This is a genomic window from Enterobacter sp. CP102 (assembly GCF_025152625.1).
Classification (GTDB): domain Bacteria; phylum Pseudomonadota; class Gammaproteobacteria; order Enterobacterales; family Enterobacteriaceae; genus Enterobacter; species Enterobacter soli.
In genome coordinates this window covers 1,214,859-1,230,427 of sequence record NZ_CP104014.1, presented here as the reverse complement: position 1 = coordinate 1,230,427, position 15,569 = coordinate 1,214,859, and the positions used below count along the sequence as shown (strand labels likewise).

Here is a 15,569-nt window from a genome sequence, read left to right as displayed (position 1 = left end):
TCCTCCTTAAAATGATAAAAGCAGTAATAATGATTATCATTTATATTTTCGATGGCTAACCTAATCGCACAACGCCCTGGTGTCAACCGCAGAGCAAACAACTTGTGCGACTATCGCTTGCATCCCTTCGCTGCAATCATGAAAATGAGAAGCATTAACCTCAATAAAAACAGGATGCGACGTTGTGAAACTCCCTGCCGTTTGCCGTAATGCCCTTCTTTTAACAGGACTTTTTGTTTTAGGACTAACCTCAGCTACTGCCGCCGACTGGCCCCGTCAGGTGACCGACAGCCACGGCGTTCACACGCTGGAAAGCAAACCCACCCGTATTGTTTCAACCAGCGTGACGCTGACTGGATCCCTGCTGGCGATTGATGCGCCGGTTATCGCCAGCGGCGCGACCACGCCAAATAACCGCGTGGCGGATGCCCAGGGCTTTTTGCGTCAGTGGGGAGATATCGCGAAACAGCGTAAGCTCACGCGTTTATATATAGGCGAGCCAAGTGCCGAAGCGGTTGCCGCGCAGATGCCAGACCTGATCCTGATCAGCGCCACCGGCGGTGATTCTGCCCTCGCCCTCTATGAACAGCTTTCTGCCATCGCGCCCACGCTTGTCATCAACTACGACGACAAAAGCTGGCAAGAGCTGCTGACACAGCTCGGCACCATTACCGGGCAGGAAAAGCAGGCTGCGGCCCGCATTGCGGAATTTGATAAACAGCTCGCGCAGGTGAAACAGCAGATGAAGCTGCCACCACAGCCGGTGAATGCCATTGTCTATACCGCCGCCGCGCACAGCGCAAACCTGTGGACGGCGGAATCGGCGCAGGGCAAGTTGCTGCATCAGCTGGGCTTTACTCTTGCACCATTGCCTGCCGGATTGCAGACCTCAAAAAGCCAGGGCAAGCGCCACGACATCATTCAGTTAGGCGGGGAAAATCTGGCGAGCGGGCTGAACGGCGAAGGCCTGTTCCTGTTTGCCGGTGACCAGAAAGATGTGGACGCGATTTATGCCAATCCGCTTCTGGCGCACCTGCCAGCGGTGCAGAATAAACGCGTCTGGGCATTAGGCACGGAGACGTTCCGCCTGGATTATTACAGCGCGATGTTAGTCTTGCAGCGTTTGAATTCAATTTTCAAATAAAAGGCACGTTCCCCGTAGGCCCGGTAAGCGCAGCGCCACCGGGCGTTTTGTCGGGGGGCGGCTACGCCTTACCCGACCTACAGAATCCTTCCCCCTCCTGCCTGAATCGGCGCAATTCTGCTAATCCCATCAACAGGATCCCACCAACAACAGCCAACACAAAACCACTGCTGCTCGCCGATGCCATCGGGGTCATCATTGCGCCAAGCCCGCCGAGGATCGCCGCGCCAATGGCATCACCCGTAACGTTCTGCGCCGTCCACAGGCCGTTAATCCGCCCCAGCATCCCTTCCGGTGTCTGCGTCTGGATCAGGGTGTACTGTAACAGCGAACTGATGGCGCTCAGCCAGCCAAAGATCACCAGACAAATCACGCCCAGCGCCCACACCGGCATCAGGCTGAAGAAGCCAATTGCGATAAACGAAGCCAGCGTTGCCACCAGTATAATGAGCCCCGGACGCGCACTCTGCGCCAGGTTACCACTGGTCAGAGCGCCGCACGCCGCACCCAGCGGGATAGCCGCATACAGCACGCCAATCTCGGAGGCACTCATCTGCCATTCGCCTGCCAGCGCCGGGTAGAGCACGCGCACGGCGCTCGCCATCGTCAGCAAACCGCCCAGCAGGGCGATGCCGCCAATCAGCGGATTGCTGAACAGAAAACGGATCGCGGCCATCAGCGATTTCAGCGGGTGCTCACGCTGCTGCGGCGGAGGTGGCAGAACCGGTAAGCGCAGCAGCGTTAAGGTGGTGATAAACGTCCCCGCCGCCGCCAGGCCATAGTTCCACGCCACGTTGCCCGTAGCCAGCAGCAGGCCCCCCACCATCGGCGAAATCACCGAGCCCAGACGCACGGTCAGCATAGTGATCGCCCCTGCCTGCATCAGGTTCTCACGCCCGACCAGCGCAGGCGTTGCCGCCAGCAGTGCCGTCACCCCAATCGAGGCAAAAAAGCCGTCCCACAGCCCCAGCGCGTAAATCGCAATCAGCGATGGCTCCGGCAGCATGGCGTTCAGACACAGCCCGATAAACCCCACCCCACAGGTGCCGCGCGCAAGCAGGATCAGCTTTTTGCGCTCGTACCTGTCTGCCAGTACCCCACCAACCATCAGGCCAATAAACATCGCCCCGCCGGTTAAGGTAACGGAAAGCCCCACCAGCCAGCTGGAGTGCGTCATCGCCTGGATTTGTACCGGCACGGCCACGCCGAGCAGGCCGAGGGATAAAATGGAGATAAAACGGGCGATAAAGACGGCGCGAAACGCCGGATGTGTTTTGAGCAGGCTGAGGTTGAGCAGCCAGGATTTTTGGGTCATTACAAGGCCTTGTCTGGTTTCTTTTATACCAATTCCATGGCGGCACATGCTAACATAGCCAAATAAGATAGATAACGATAATTACTATCATTATCAAATCATGGACGTTGCTATGTCGTTTTCCTCTTCCGCGGTGCGCGCCATTGCCGTGCCCGTTTTATTGCTGCTGTTGATCCTTGCGATTGCACTCAGTTTGCTGGTTGGTGCGAAATCATTGCCGGCTTCCGTTATTGTCGATGCGCTCTCCGGCACCTGTCAGAGCGCCGACTGCACCATCGTGCTGGACGCCCGTCTGCCCCGTACGCTGGCCGGATTGCTTGCCGGTGGCGCGCTGGGTCTTGCCGGGGCGCTGATGCAAACGCTAACCCGTAACCCACTGGCCGACCCTGGCATTCTGGGGGTTAACTCCGGTGCCAGTTTTGCCATCGTGCTTGGCGCGGCGCTGTTTGGTTTAACCTCCCCCTCTGAACAACTGGTGATGGCTTTTTGCGGTGCACTGGCGGCCTCGCTGGTGGTGGCTTTTACCGGCAGCCAGGGCGGAGGGCAGCTCAGCCCGGTACGATTGACGCTGGCGGGCGTTGCTCTTGCGGCGGTGCTGGAAGGGTTAACCAACGGCATCGCCCTGCTCAATCCGGACGTTTACGATCAGCTGCGTTTCTGGCAGGCCGGCTCGCTGGATATCCGCACGCTTCAGACCCTGAAGGCCGTCATCATCCCGGTGACGCTTGCCGCCGCCGTGGCGCTGTTTATGAGCCGCTCGCTCAACAGTCTGAGTCTTGGCAGCGACACTGCCACTGCGCTCGGCAACCGGGTAGCACGCACGCAGTTAACCGGGCTTCTCGCCATCACCGTACTGTGTGGCAGCGCAACGGCAGTGGTTGGTCCGATTGCCTTTATCGGCCTGATGATGCCGCATATGGCGCGCTGGCTGGTGGGTGCCGATCACCGCTGGTCGCTGCCCGTCACGCTGCTTGCCACCCCCGCTCTGTTGTTGTTCGCCGATGTTGTGGGCCGCCTTCTGGTCCCCGGCGAGCTGCGTGTGTCGGTGGTGAGCGCGTTTATTGGAGCGCCAGTGCTGATTTTCCTGGTGCGACGTAAACGCAGAGGTGGCGCATGATGGCCCCGTCCCGGCGTTTACTCACCAGCGTGTTCCTGCTGACTCTCGCCAGCGTGTTGCTGGCAGTCTGGAGCCTGCGCAGCGGCGCAGTGACGCTCGATTTTGCCCAGGTCTTTAACGCCCTGACCGGCAGCGCACCGCGCAATATCACCATGGTCGTCACCGAATGGCGCCTGCCGCGCGTCGCGATGGCCATTCTGGTGGGTGCGGCGCTGGGTGTCAGCGGAGCCATTTTCCAGTCACTGATGCGCAACCCGCTCGGCAGCCCGGATGTGATGGGCCTGAATACCGGCGCCTGGAGCGGCGTGCTGGTGGCGATGGTGCTGTTTGGTCAGCACCTGACGGCCATTACCTTTACGGCGATGGCCGGGGGGATTTTAACGTCGCTGGTTATCTGGGCGTTGGCCTGGCGTAACGGCATCGACACCTTCCGCCTGATCATCATCGGTATTGGCGTGCGCGCCATGCTGATGGCCTTCAACACCTGGCTGTTATTACAGGCCTCTCTGGAAACGGCGCTTTCTGCAGGGCTGTGGTATGCCGGCTCGCTGAACGGCCTGATATGGGCCAAAACCTGGCCTGCCGCACCGCTGATCCTGCTGATGTTTATCGGCGCACTGCTGCTGGTCCGCCGGATGCGGCTACTGGAGATGGGTGACGACAGCGCCTGTGCGCTGGGTGTCAGCGTCGAGCGTTCACGTCTGATGCTGATGCTGGTGGCCGTGCTACTGACCGCTGCTGCCACCGCCATTGCAGGGCCGATTTCCTTTATTGCGCTGGTTGCACCGCACATTGCCCGGCGTCTTTCCGGCACCGCGCGCTGGGGGTTAGCGCAGGCCGCGCTGTGCGGTTCACTGCTGTTGCTGGCCGCAGATCTGTGCGCTCAGCAGCTGTTTATGCCCTATCAACTTCCGGTGGGCGTGGTGACCGTCAGCCTGGGCGGTATTTACCTCATCATCTTGTTAGTTCAGGAGTCACGCAAGAAATGACAGAGACAGCAACCCGCTTGCGCGGCGACAACTTAACCCTCGGCTACGGTAAAAAGATCGTTGCCAAAGATTTGACCGTGTCGATCCCGGACGGCCATTTTACGGCAATTATCGGGCCGAACGGCTGCGGGAAATCGACCCTGCTGCGAACGCTGAGCCGCCTGATGACGCCGGTTCACGGCAGCGTGTACCTTGATGGCGAGCAGATCCAGCGCTTTGCCAGCAAAGAGGTGGCACGCCGCATCGGGCTGCTGGCGCAAAACGCGACCACGCCGGGCGACATCACGGTGCAGGAGCTGGTGGCGCGCGGGCGTTATCCCCATCAGCCGCTGTTTACCCGCTGGCGTAAAGAGGACGACGATGCGGTGAACCGCGCCATGCAGGCGACGGGCATCACTGAGCTCGCTCAGCAAAGTGTGGATACCCTTTCCGGCGGGCAGCGCCAGCGTGCGTGGATAGCCATGGTGCTGGCGCAGGAAACGTCGATCATGCTGCTGGACGAGCCCACGACCTGGCTTGATATCAGCCACCAGATTGATCTGCTGGAGTTGTTAAGCGAGCTGAACCGCACGCAGGGTTATACCCTGGCGGCAGTGCTGCACGATTTAAATCAGGCCTGCCGATATGCCACGCACCTGATTGCGCTGCGGGATGGCGAGATTGTGGCGCAGGGCGCGCCGAAAGAGATTGTGACGCCGGAGCTTATCGAACGGATATACGGAATGCGCTGCATGATTATTGCGGATCCGGTGGCGGGTACGCCGCTGGTGGTGCCGTTGGGTCGGCGGTAATCGCCGGGTGGCGGCTTCGCCTTACCCGGCCTACATTGTGCTCCCAACGGGCATTCGCACTATCCCAATAACCCCTTCAATACCGGCCCAATTTTCTCAAACGCCTGCGGTGAAATGATATCCACGTGGGCGCAATCCTGGCTGTAAACCTCAAGCTCACCCACCCACGGTGCCCATGCCTGATGCGGATCCTGGGTTCGCGTGCGTTCGGCGACAAACAGCGTCGCTTTGCCGTCAAAGCGTGAACTGTGTGCCGTGGTCAGCAAGCGCACTGCATCGGCGTAGTTGCCTTCAATGGCGGTAAACAGTTCACCGGAACCCTGCCCCTGCTGCGCGGCAATAAACGCCTGACGCTCGCGCTCAATTTCCGCCAGCACTTCAGGATCAAGCCCGTTGGCCTCTTTCTCCGCCCAGTTTTGCGTTTCCGGCGGCCAGGTATCCAGCAGGCCGAGGAATGCGACCGTTTCACCCTGCTCACGCAGCCGCGCGGCAATCCCCTGCGCCAGCGTGCCGCCCAGCGAATAGCCCAGCAAATAGTACGGCCCGTGCGGCTGCTGCGCGCGCAGCGTCGCCAGATGATGCCCGATTACGCCATCCAGATCCGCGCACTGCTGCATCGGTCCGTCCGGACGCGGGGACTGAATGCCTGTTATCGACCAGCGCGGGCTGAGGTAGCGAGCCAGCACGCTAAACTGCCAGGCAAAACCGGATGCCGGGTGGAAACAGAACAGCGTCGGGCCGTGGCTTTCACGCAGCGGCAGCAGCGTTTCATACCCCAGACGCTGCGCCTGTTCATCGCTCATCTGCGACTCAAGCAACCCGCTAAGCTTGCTGACCGTCGACGCCACCATAATCTGCCCCGGCGTCACCTTGCGTCCGAACGCACGGCTAAGCTGTGCGGCCAGGCGCATCGCCAGCAACGAGTGTCCGCCAAGCGCAAAGAAGTCGGCTTCAGTATCATTTACCTCGCAGCCCAGCAAGGCGGAAAACGCCTGCGCCACGACCACTTCGGTTTTGCTTTCCGGCGCACGGCCAGAGGTTTTGCTGGTCAGCTCCGGTAACGGCAGCGCCTTACGGTCGAGCTTACCGTTGGCCGAGAGTGGCAGCGCGCTGATTTGCAGCAACACCACCGGCACCATATGTGGCGGCAGCTGTGCTTTCAGCGCGACCAGAAGTGCCTCCCTGTCCAGCGGTAAACCGGATTCTGAAACGATGTAACCCACCAGCTGACGGGCATCACCGCCGGTTGCCGCCGCCTGGTTGAACACACATGCGTGCGCCACGGCCTGCGCCACGTCCGGCAGCGAGAGCATCGCCCGGTCGATTTCACCCAGCTCGATGCGCTGTCCGCGAATTTTCAGCTGATCGTCACTGCGGCCTAAATATTCCACCGCGCCGTTATCCAGCCAGCGGGCAACATCCCCGGTGCGATACATACGTTCGCCCGGCGCAAACGGGTCGGCAATAAAGCGGCTCGCCGTCAGGTCCGGACGCCCCAGGTAGCCCTGCGCCAGCTGGATCCCGGTAAGATACAGATCGCCCGCCACGCCAAACGGCACCGGGCGCATCATCGCATCCAGAATGCGCAGCCCCGTGTTCCACACCGGGAAACCAATCGGCACGCTGTTGCCTTCCACAGCCGCCAGTTCCGGGCCAAACGCCGGATACCAGCTCACGTCCACAGCCGCTTCCGTTGGGCCATACAGGTTATGCAGCGGCGCACGGGTAAGCTGTTCCCACTCGCGGCACAGTTCGGCTGGCAGCGCTTCCCCGCTACAGAACACCTGTTTCAGCGTTCTGCAGCAGTCGGCATTTTCTGGCGTCAGCGAGGCCACAAATGCCGCCAGCATCGACGGCACAAAGTGCGTCGTGGTGACGCCATAATGGGAGAAGAAACTCTGCATCGCCTGCGGATCGCGGTGCGCCTCTGGCTCGGCCATCACCAGCTTCGCGCCAGCGATAAACGGCCACCAGAACTCCCACACCGACACGTCAAAGCTGCACGGCGTTTTTTGCGCCACCACATCACGCGCATCCAGCGGATAGTGATCCTGCATCCACATCAGGCGGTTGACGATGGCGGTATGTCCGACCATTACCCCTTTCGGACGGCCCGTGGAGCCGGAGGTAAAGATGATATACGCGGTCTGTTCCGGCTTCGCCAGGTTGAGCGGTTCGTGGCCCGCGGCAGGTAATAGTGTGTTGTAACTAAAGGACGTTATCGGCAGATCGCTAAAGCGCGGAAGCTGTTCGTCGGTAGTGATAAGCAGAGACGGCTTCGCGTCTTCCAGCATCATCCGCAGGCGGTCATCCGGGTAGCCGGTATCCAGCGGCAGCCAGGCGGCACCCGCTTCCACAATGCCGTGCAGCGCCAGTGTCAGGAACACCGAGCGCAGCAAGGCCACCGCCACGCTGTCGCCCGGCTTCACGCCGCGTTCACGCAGCAGGTTTGCCAGCGCTACCACCTGCTCGCGCATCTGGCGGTAGTTCAGCTCGATATGGGCATCCGCCAGCGCGGGCGCATCCGGCGTTTTGCTCGCCTGTTCCGCCACCAGTTGGGCAAGCGTGACAGAGGGTAACGCCAGCCCGGTGTCATTGATGCGCGCGAGCTGCTGATATTCTGTTTCAGAGAGGGTTTCCACCTCACCGCAGCGCAGGTCCGGGTTAGTGGCAAACTGGGTCAGCATCGCGTTCAGGCGCGCCACGTGGCGTGTGAGCGTTGCCTCATCGTAACGCTGTTTATTGGCAAGGATCTCAATGCTCAGCCCGCCCTGATCGTCCGGGAACAGCGCCAGCTCCAGATCGTTCACCGGCCCCGTTGCCAGCGTGTGGGTCGTGGCCGCCACGCCGTCTATGTCCAGCTGGTAATCAAACACTTTGACGTTAAGCACCGGACCAAACAGGGCTTCATCCCCTGCCGCACGCCCGCTGTCGCGAACAATCTGCTCGGCGTCATAACGCTGATGGCGGCGCATTTTTTTCAGCTGATTAGCAAGACGCAGCGCCAGCTCCGGCAGGCTCTCCTGCGGGGAGATATTCACCGCCATCGGCAGAACGTTAAGCACCGGGCCGGTTGCGGTGAGCGCCGCTGAACCCATGCGACGCATAAAGATAAACCCGGCGGCGTAGTCCAGCCGGCCGGTTAAGCGCCCAAGCCACAGTGCCACCAGCGCGAGCGCCAGATCGGTGCGCTGCACCTGCCCTGCTGCCTGAGCAAGCTGGCTAAAGGCATGGCTATCGGCAACCATTTTTAGCCGCAGGATGTCGGTAGTGGCTGCACGCCCCGGCAACGGCGCGGAAGAAAGCGATACAGGAGAAGGAAGCTGCTTACGCTGTTCTGCCCAGAATGCGCCATCGCGCTGATACGCCTCACTGTCGCGATAGCGCTGGTATTCATCCACCACCTCTGCAAACGGCGTAAAGGGTGATGCAGGCGAAGTTTCTCCCTTTTTCCATGCTGTATAAATGGCGGCGATCTGGCGGGTAATGGCCGGGAAACTGAAGCCATCCACCACTAAATGATGATAACGCTGATACCAGTACCAGTGGCGTTCACCCACCTGAATCAGCTGATGAAACGCCAGCGGCTGACCGCTGTCCACGCGCAGGTTCTGGTGAAGATCGGCCTCCATCAGCGCCACGGCGGCGGTGTGAGAATCGGCTTTTACGATCGAGGGTTCAGGCAACGACATGGCATCATCCACCCACTGCCACACCTCGCCGTTATCTTCAGTAAAGCGCGTGCGTAATGTGTCGGCCTGCATCATGCCTGCAACTATCGCTTTCGCCAGTAATGGCGCGTCAATATCGCCTTTCAGCTCGGTGTAATGCGCCACACTCCAGGCGTTCGGCAACGTGGAAAGTTGCTCCGCCATCCAGATCCCCGGCTGCGCGGCGACGAGGGGAAGATGTTTGCTCATGCGCGCTCTCCCGCAAAATGGGAAGGTGTAAGCGTATGCCAGTGTTCAGCCAGCCACTGCTGGCACGCTTCCTGGGATTGCGGTTCACACACCACACGCCAGCCGGCAGGCAGTGCGCACTGTTGCGGCCACAGGCTGAATTCCGCCTGGTCGTTAGACAAAATGGCGAACTGTCCCTGCGGATTATCGAAAGGATTACTGAATTCCATACAGACTCCGTTATTGAATAAGCGGCTGCCAGAGGGTCATCAGCCCCTGCGTCAGCCCACCGCGCCAGCAAAGCGCATCGTGTCCGCCGTCAACCTGACGCCAGATAACCGGTTGCTGTGTGTGTTGTAGCTCGGCGTAAATCGCCTGATTTGCGCGGAAAATAAGCGGCTCGTTGCGCCCGGCCTCAAGGACAATGCGCAGCCCGCGTGCGGTTTTTTCACCCGCTTTAAGTTGTTCGATAAGCAGCCCGTCCTGCTGCGCACCACGGTGCGGCCACCAGTAGGAGCCTGACTGGCTGAGCACGCAGCCGAAACGCTGCGGCCAGTAAAGACCAGCATAAAGAGAAGAGAGCCCGCCAAAGCTTTGCCCTGCCACGACCGTGCGGTCGGCGCGGTCGCTGAATGGCGTGGTGGTTTTTACCAGCGGGAGAAGTTCTTCCTGCACCGCCAGCCAGAAATCGGGGTTGCAGGGCAGCTCAGCGCTGCGATGAGCGGTGTCGATAACATCGATCAGGAGATAGACCGCCGGCGGCAACTTGCGCTCAGCCGTCAGTGACGCCAGTGCCGGCCATACGGGCAGGCTTTCGGCCCAGAACTGCCCGTCGAGCAGCACCGCCAGCGGGCTGTCCGGGCTGGCATCACCGGTGGTAAAAATCCACACGCGGCGACGGTTAGCCAGCCGCTCGCTGTGCCATTCGATGCAGACCGGCTGCCGGTAAGGGGTATCAGGGCGATCCCAGCCTGGCTGAGCCGGTGCTTCTGGCATTTCCAGCGCCGATACCGGGTGTCCGCGCCCGCCTCGCCAGCTCTGCGGATTCAGCGGGTCGCACACCGCGTTGGGGAGCAGCTTGCGCCAGCCTTCACGCAGCGCCATGCGGTCAGGCTGCTCACCGTGAAACACCGCATCGGCAAAATCTTGTTCGTTCTCAGAAGGGATAAAACAGTAGCTGCCGCGCCACTGTGGGCTGAACTCGCCCTGCCATTGCCAGACGTCAGTTCCGGGAAGGCGTTCGAGGGATTGCGGGCGGGCATTCTGATGGTGATCGGTGACGCCGGTGATGTAGAGCCAGACGCGCTTCACCGCCGAAGATGCCTGCGTTCCGGCCGGATCACGCCACCAGAACGTGACGCGATACATCCCCTTTTCACGCACCCATTCAGGGCCGTTTTTCGACTGCCACCAAGCATCACTTCCCGTTGTTACCGCCGTCACGCTTTTAACCTCATGTTTATCGTGTCTTTTTTTGTTACAAGACAAAATTTATTGATAATATTATTGATAACTATTTGCATTTGCAATAGCGTAGTGCCCGCGCTGTGGGAAGCGCGCTCATAAAATAAACATGCCACGCGTTGTGTGCGCTCGAGGACAGGGCTGCTTACGCAAATGCGGGTGACAACATGCCGCCTCCTCTCCCTTTCGGGAACGGAGTCAGGGGATGCGGCGCGAAAAGCAGGACGTACAATGAATAAGAAGATTCACTCCCTGGCCTTGCTGGTCAACTTAGGGATTTACGGCGTCGCGTTGCCCGCAATGGCAGACGACACCACCGCCAACACCACTGCGCAGCACGAAGACACGATGGTTATCACCGCCGCGCAGCAGAACTTGCAGGCACCCGGTGTGTCGACCATTACGGCCGATCAAATCCGTAAAAATCCTCCCGCCCGCGACGTTGCCGAAATCATCCGTACTATGCCTGGCGTTAACCTGACCGGTAACTCCACCAGCGGCCAGCGCGGTAACAACCGTCAGATTGATATCCGCGGTATGGGCCCTGAGAACACCCTGATCCTGATCGACGGTAAGCCGGTTACCAGCCGTAACTCCATCCGTCTGGGCTGGCGTGGCGAGCGTGATACCCGCGGCGATACTGGCTGGGTTCCACCGGAAATGATCGAGCGTATCGACGTTATTCGTGGCCCGGCAGCAGCGCGTTACGGTAACGGTGCGGCTGGTGGTGTGGTGAACATCATCACCAAGAATTTCGACGACCAGTGGCATGGTTCCTGGAACACCTACCTGAATGCGCCAGAGCACAAGGACGAAGGTTCAACCAAGCGTACTAACTTCAGCCTGAGCGGCCCGCTGGGCGGCGATTTCAGCTTCCGCATGTACGGTAACCTGGATAAAACCCAGGCCGATGCACGAGATATCAACCAGGGTCATGAATCTGAACGTACCGGTGCCTATGCCGACACGCTGCCAGCAGGCCGTGAAGGGGTAGAAAACAAAGACATTAACGGCGTAGTGCGTTGGGACTTTGCCCCGATGCAGTCCCTGGAGTTTGAAGCGGGCTACAGCCGCCAGAACAACCTCTACGCGGGCGACACGCAGAACACCAACAACGACAACAGCTCCAACGGCCTGGTGAAGAAAAACTACGGTAAAGAGACTAACCGTATTTATCGCCAGAACTTTGCCGTGACCTGGAACGGCGGCTGGGATAACGGCATCACCACCAGCAACTGGGCGCAGTACGAACACACCCGTAACTCCCGTCTGGGCGAAGGGCTGGCGGGCGGTCTGGAAGGCTTGTTCAACAGCAATAAGTTCACCGACACCGACCTGTCTGACGTGATGCTGCACAGTGAAATCAACCTGCCGATTGATTTCCTGGTCAACCAGAACCTGACCCTGGGTACCGAGTGGAACCAGCAGCGCATGAAAGATTCCACCTCTAACACCCAGACTCAGCAAGGCGGGACGATCCCGGGCATGAGCGACGATCGTAGCCCGTATTCATCGGCTGAGATCTTCTCCCTGTTCGCGGAAAACAACATGGAGCTGACCGACAGCACCATGCTGACCCCGGCGCTGCGCTTCGATCATCACACTATTGTGGGCAACAACTGGAGCCCGTCCCTGAACCTGTCGCAAGGTCTGGGCGATGAATTCACCCTGAAGATGGGTATCGCGCGCGCCTATAAAGCACCAAGCCTGTACCAGACTAACCCGAACTACCTGTTGTACAGCAAAGGCCAGGGTTGCTATGCAAGCTCTGACGGCGTGGGCTGTTATATGATGGGTAACGACGACCTGAAAGCTGAAACCAGCATCAACAAAGAGATTGGTCTGGAGTGGAAACACAACGGCTGGCAGGCGGGCGTGACCTGGTTCCGCAACGACTATCGCGACAAGATTGAAGCGGGTTATGCGCCAATTGGCCATACCTCTTCCGGTAAAGTTCAGACCGATATCTACCAGTGGGAAAACGTTCCGAAAGCCGTGGTGGAAGGGCTGGAAGGCTCACTGAACGTACCGGTAAGCGATACGATCAACTGGACCAACAACATTACCTATATGCTGCAAAGCAAGAACAAGGAGACCGGCGATCGTCTGTCGATCATCCCTGAGTACACGCTGAACTCAACCCTGAGCTGGCAGGTACAACAGGATGTGTCGCTGCAATCGACCTTCACCTGGTACGGCAAGCAGCAGCCGAAGAAATACAACTACAAAGGTCAGCCTGTTACCGGCTCTGAGAAAGATGAAGTTAGCCCGTACAGCATTGTTGGCCTGAGTGCGACCTGGGACGTGACCAAAAACGTCAGCCTGACCGGCGGCGTGGATAACGTCTTTGACAAACGTCAGTGGCGTGCCGGTAATGCCCAGACCACGGGTAACACCACAACGGGTGCATATATGTACGGTGCGGGTGCGTACACGTATAATGAACCTGGCCGTACCTGGTATATGAGTGTGAATACACACTTCTAAGCAAGGTAAAAGCAAAACGGCAACCTCGGTTGCCGTTTTTTATGTTTGCTAAGCGATGACATTACGCCATAGAAATAAAAGACTTACAGCGGCTCCATGGTCCGGCTGAAAATTGCCGAAGCGTTTCCTGTAGGCCGGGGCGAGGCGCAGGGATGCGCCGAGAGGGCGCGACTTGCATGGACGCTGCATCGCGCCCGACCCGAAAGCCGAAAGGAATAAGCTGAGGGTATCGCGTAGCGACGATTTTCTTGCCGGGAGCCCGGGTCGCCAGGGTAGCGGCGATGAGCTACCCTGGCACGTTCACGGGTATTGTGGTGACAGAGTAGCAAGGAACGTAAAGTGAACGGAATAACCACCACAGCCGTATGTTCCCCTCACCCCAACCCTCTCCCCAAAAAGGAGAGGGAGCCATCCGTGCTCGTATTTTTTGTGGGGATCCCTCAACCCACAGGGTGAGGGCATCAGGCCGCACAAACTCAAAAGGAATAACATGAAATCCACTCACACCACATTCCTTCTCGCCCACCACACCGTCCATCACGTCACTTTCGATCCCACGACTTTCGCCGATGCCGATCTGCTCTGGCTCCCCCACCACGCCCAGCTGACCGATGCCGGACGCAAGCGCAAAACCGACCATCTGGCAGGGCGGATTGCCGCCGCACACGCGCTCAGCGCCCTGAATGACCGCACCATCCCGTCCATTGGTGCCAGCGGAGAGCCTGTCTGGCCTGCGAATATTTCAGGCAGCATCACCCACAGCGGCACACTGGCAATGGCATTTGCCACCCGGGATCAACATGCCCTTATCGGCATCGATTGCGAAGCCATCCTCGCCGAAAGTGAAGCTCACGAAATCAAAGACGGGGTGATTGATACAGAGGAAGAGGCCGTGCTTTCCCGCTCAGGTTATCCTTTCGCCCTTGCCCTGACGCTCGCCTTCAGCGCCAAAGAGAGCCTGTTTAAAGCCCTCTTTCCTCAGGTGCAGGAATACATGGGGTTTGACTGCGCGCGGGTGACCCAACTGGATAACAAGACGCTCGTTCTGGCACTGACAAAAGACGCAGGGCCGTTTAGCAAAGGTAAGCCGTTCACCCTCGTCTGGAAGATGATTAATACCCAGGTTTGCACCCTGCTGGTTGAGTAAAGCTCAACATCCTCGCTCTGCCCTCCCCCGATCATGAAGATGACTCATGTTGTAATGAAATTAAGTCGCTTTTCCTCATCCAGAGGCTCTGGCATAAATTATGCCATGTTAACTAATTCATAACATGAAAACGGCAACTGAGTAACTCAGCCCACGCAGGAATAGCCAGAAAAGCGAACCGTTTTCATCTCAGAGCCCAGGATACAAAGTACGATGAATAATAATTTTACATTTGCGATTAAACGCAGTTCGTTCGATGAAAATTATAACCCCTCTGAAAACACGCGTATTACCACCAACTTCGCTAATCTGGCCAGAGGAAAAAATCGTCAGGAGAATTTGCGCAACACGTTAGTGATGATTAACAATCGCTTTAATACGCTGGCGCACTGGGATAATCCTAAAGGCGATCGATACTCGGTTGAACTGGATATTATCTCTGTTGAAATGAATATCGGCAGCGAGGGTAACAGCACGGTTTTCCCGGCAATTGAAATTTTGAAAACCAGCATTATTGATAAAAAAACCAACGAACGTATCGAGGGTATTGTCGGGAATAACTTCTCCTCTTACGTCCGTGATTATGACTTTAGCGTATTACTGCCCGAACATAATAAAAACCAGGCTCAGTTCAGCATTCCTGAAAACTTTGGCGAACTGCACGGGAATATCTTCAGGCATTTCGTCAATTCCAGTGAATACAAGGCCAACTTCAAAAAGTCACCGGTTATCTGCCTGAGCGTGTCAAGTAAAGACACCTATCATCAGACCGGTGTACAGCACCCTGTTCTCGGCCTGGAGTACCAGCCCGACGGCACCTCTTTGACTGAACAGTACTTCAATAAAATGGGATTACAGGTTCGCTATTTCATGCCAAAAAATAGCGCAGCGCCTCTGGCGTTCTTCTTTGCGGGTGATTTGCTGAGTGATTATTCTAACCTTGAGCTGATCAGCACCATCAGCACCATGGAGACATTCCAGAAGATTTACCGACCTGAAATTTACAATGCCAACTCTGCGGCAGGCCAATGCTATCAGCCTGACCTGAATCACCAGGATCATTCATTAACAAAAATTGTTTATGACCGGGAAGAGCGGAGTCAGTTGGCTATTGAACAGGGAAAATATACCGAAGAGAACTTTATCAAACCTTACAAGACAATTCTTGAGCAATGGTCTGCTAATTACTCTCTTTGATTAACGAAATATAAAAGGT

At 58.0% G+C, this 15,569-nt stretch carries 11 protein-coding genes; 7 read left to right on the top strand and 4 right to left on the bottom strand.

Annotated features, from left to right (window positions below; translation table 11 throughout):
* Positions 1 to 184 precede the first annotated feature (184 nt).
* Positions 185 to 1,144, top strand: a complete 960-nt coding sequence (gene fepB, locus N1249_RS05720; RefSeq protein ID WP_259835295.1) for a Fe2+-enterobactin ABC transporter substrate-binding protein — start codon at positions 185 to 187, stop codon at positions 1,142 to 1,144.
* 61 nt (positions 1,145 to 1,205) lie between these two features.
* Here fepB and entS read toward each other — a convergent pair whose 3' ends face one another.
* Positions 1,206 to 2,459, bottom strand: coding sequence for an enterobactin transporter EntS (gene entS / locus N1249_RS05715; RefSeq protein ID WP_259835293.1), 1,254 nt, complete (start codon positions 2,457 to 2,459; stop codon positions 1,206 to 1,208).
* Between the two features lie 112 nt (positions 2,460 to 2,571).
* Here entS and fepD point away from each other — a divergent pair, with 112 nt between their 5' ends.
* Genes fepD through fepC form a run of 3 tightly spaced genes read left to right on the top strand, consistent with a single transcriptional unit; the run spans position 2,572 to position 5,356 of the window.
* Entirely contained in the window at positions 2,572 to 3,576 is a 1,005-nt protein-coding gene (gene fepD, locus N1249_RS05710; RefSeq protein ID WP_259835291.1) for a Fe(3+)-siderophore ABC transporter permease, read from the top strand.
* Entirely contained in the window at positions 3,576 to 4,565 is a 990-nt protein-coding gene (gene fepG / locus N1249_RS05705; RefSeq protein WP_259837998.1) for an iron-enterobactin ABC transporter permease, read from the top strand. Before fepD ends, fepG begins: the two co-directional genes overlap by 1 nt.
* Positions 4,562 to 5,356 carry an iron-enterobactin ABC transporter ATP-binding protein gene (gene fepC / locus N1249_RS05700; protein WP_259835289.1) on the top strand — a complete coding sequence of 265 codons (795 nt, stop codon included), beginning with the start codon at positions 4,562 to 4,564 and terminating at the stop codon, positions 5,354 to 5,356. Before fepG ends, fepC begins: the two co-directional genes overlap by 4 nt.
* A 59-nt stretch (positions 5,357 to 5,415) precedes the next feature.
* Here the strand turns inward: fepC and entF are convergent, their stop codons facing one another.
* Genes entF through fes form a run of 3 tightly spaced genes read right to left on the bottom strand, consistent with a single transcriptional unit; the run spans position 5,416 to position 10,698 of the window.
* On the bottom strand, positions 5,416 to 9,276 hold the full coding sequence (gene entF, locus N1249_RS05695; protein ID WP_259835287.1) for an enterobactin non-ribosomal peptide synthetase EntF: 3,861 nt from the start codon (positions 9,274 to 9,276) through the stop codon (positions 5,416 to 5,418).
* A complete protein-coding gene (locus N1249_RS05690; protein ID WP_259835285.1) occupies positions 9,273 to 9,485 on the bottom strand; it encodes an MbtH family NRPS accessory protein in 213 nt (70 codons plus the stop codon). Before N1249_RS05690 ends, entF begins: the two co-directional genes overlap by 4 nt.
* A 10-nt stretch (positions 9,486 to 9,495) precedes the next feature.
* Positions 9,496 to 10,698: an enterochelin esterase gene (gene fes / locus N1249_RS05685; RefSeq protein WP_259835276.1), complete on the bottom strand. Its 1,203-nt coding sequence runs from the start codon at positions 10,696 to 10,698 to the stop codon at positions 9,496 to 9,498.
* A gap of 252 nt (positions 10,699 to 10,950) precedes the next feature.
* Between fes and N1249_RS05680 the strand changes: the two genes are divergently transcribed.
* The 3 genes from N1249_RS05680 (at position 10,951) to N1249_RS05670 (ending at position 15,550) form a co-directional block, all read left to right on the top strand.
* Positions 10,951 to 13,206, top strand: a complete 2,256-nt coding sequence (locus tag N1249_RS05680) for a TonB-dependent siderophore receptor (protein WP_014069261.1) — start codon at positions 10,951 to 10,953, stop codon at positions 13,204 to 13,206.
* 490 nt (positions 13,207 to 13,696) lie between these two features.
* Positions 13,697 to 14,353 carry an enterobactin synthase subunit EntD gene (gene entD / locus N1249_RS05675; RefSeq protein ID WP_259835273.1) on the top strand — a complete coding sequence of 219 codons (657 nt, stop codon included), beginning with the start codon at positions 13,697 to 13,699 and terminating at the stop codon, positions 14,351 to 14,353.
* Positions 14,354 to 14,566: 213 nt separating this feature from the next.
* Positions 14,567 to 15,550 carry a DUF1852 domain-containing protein gene (locus N1249_RS05670; RefSeq protein ID WP_259835271.1) on the top strand — a complete coding sequence of 328 codons (984 nt, stop codon included), beginning with the start codon at positions 14,567 to 14,569 and terminating at the stop codon, positions 15,548 to 15,550.
* Positions 15,551 to 15,569 lie beyond the last annotated feature (19 nt).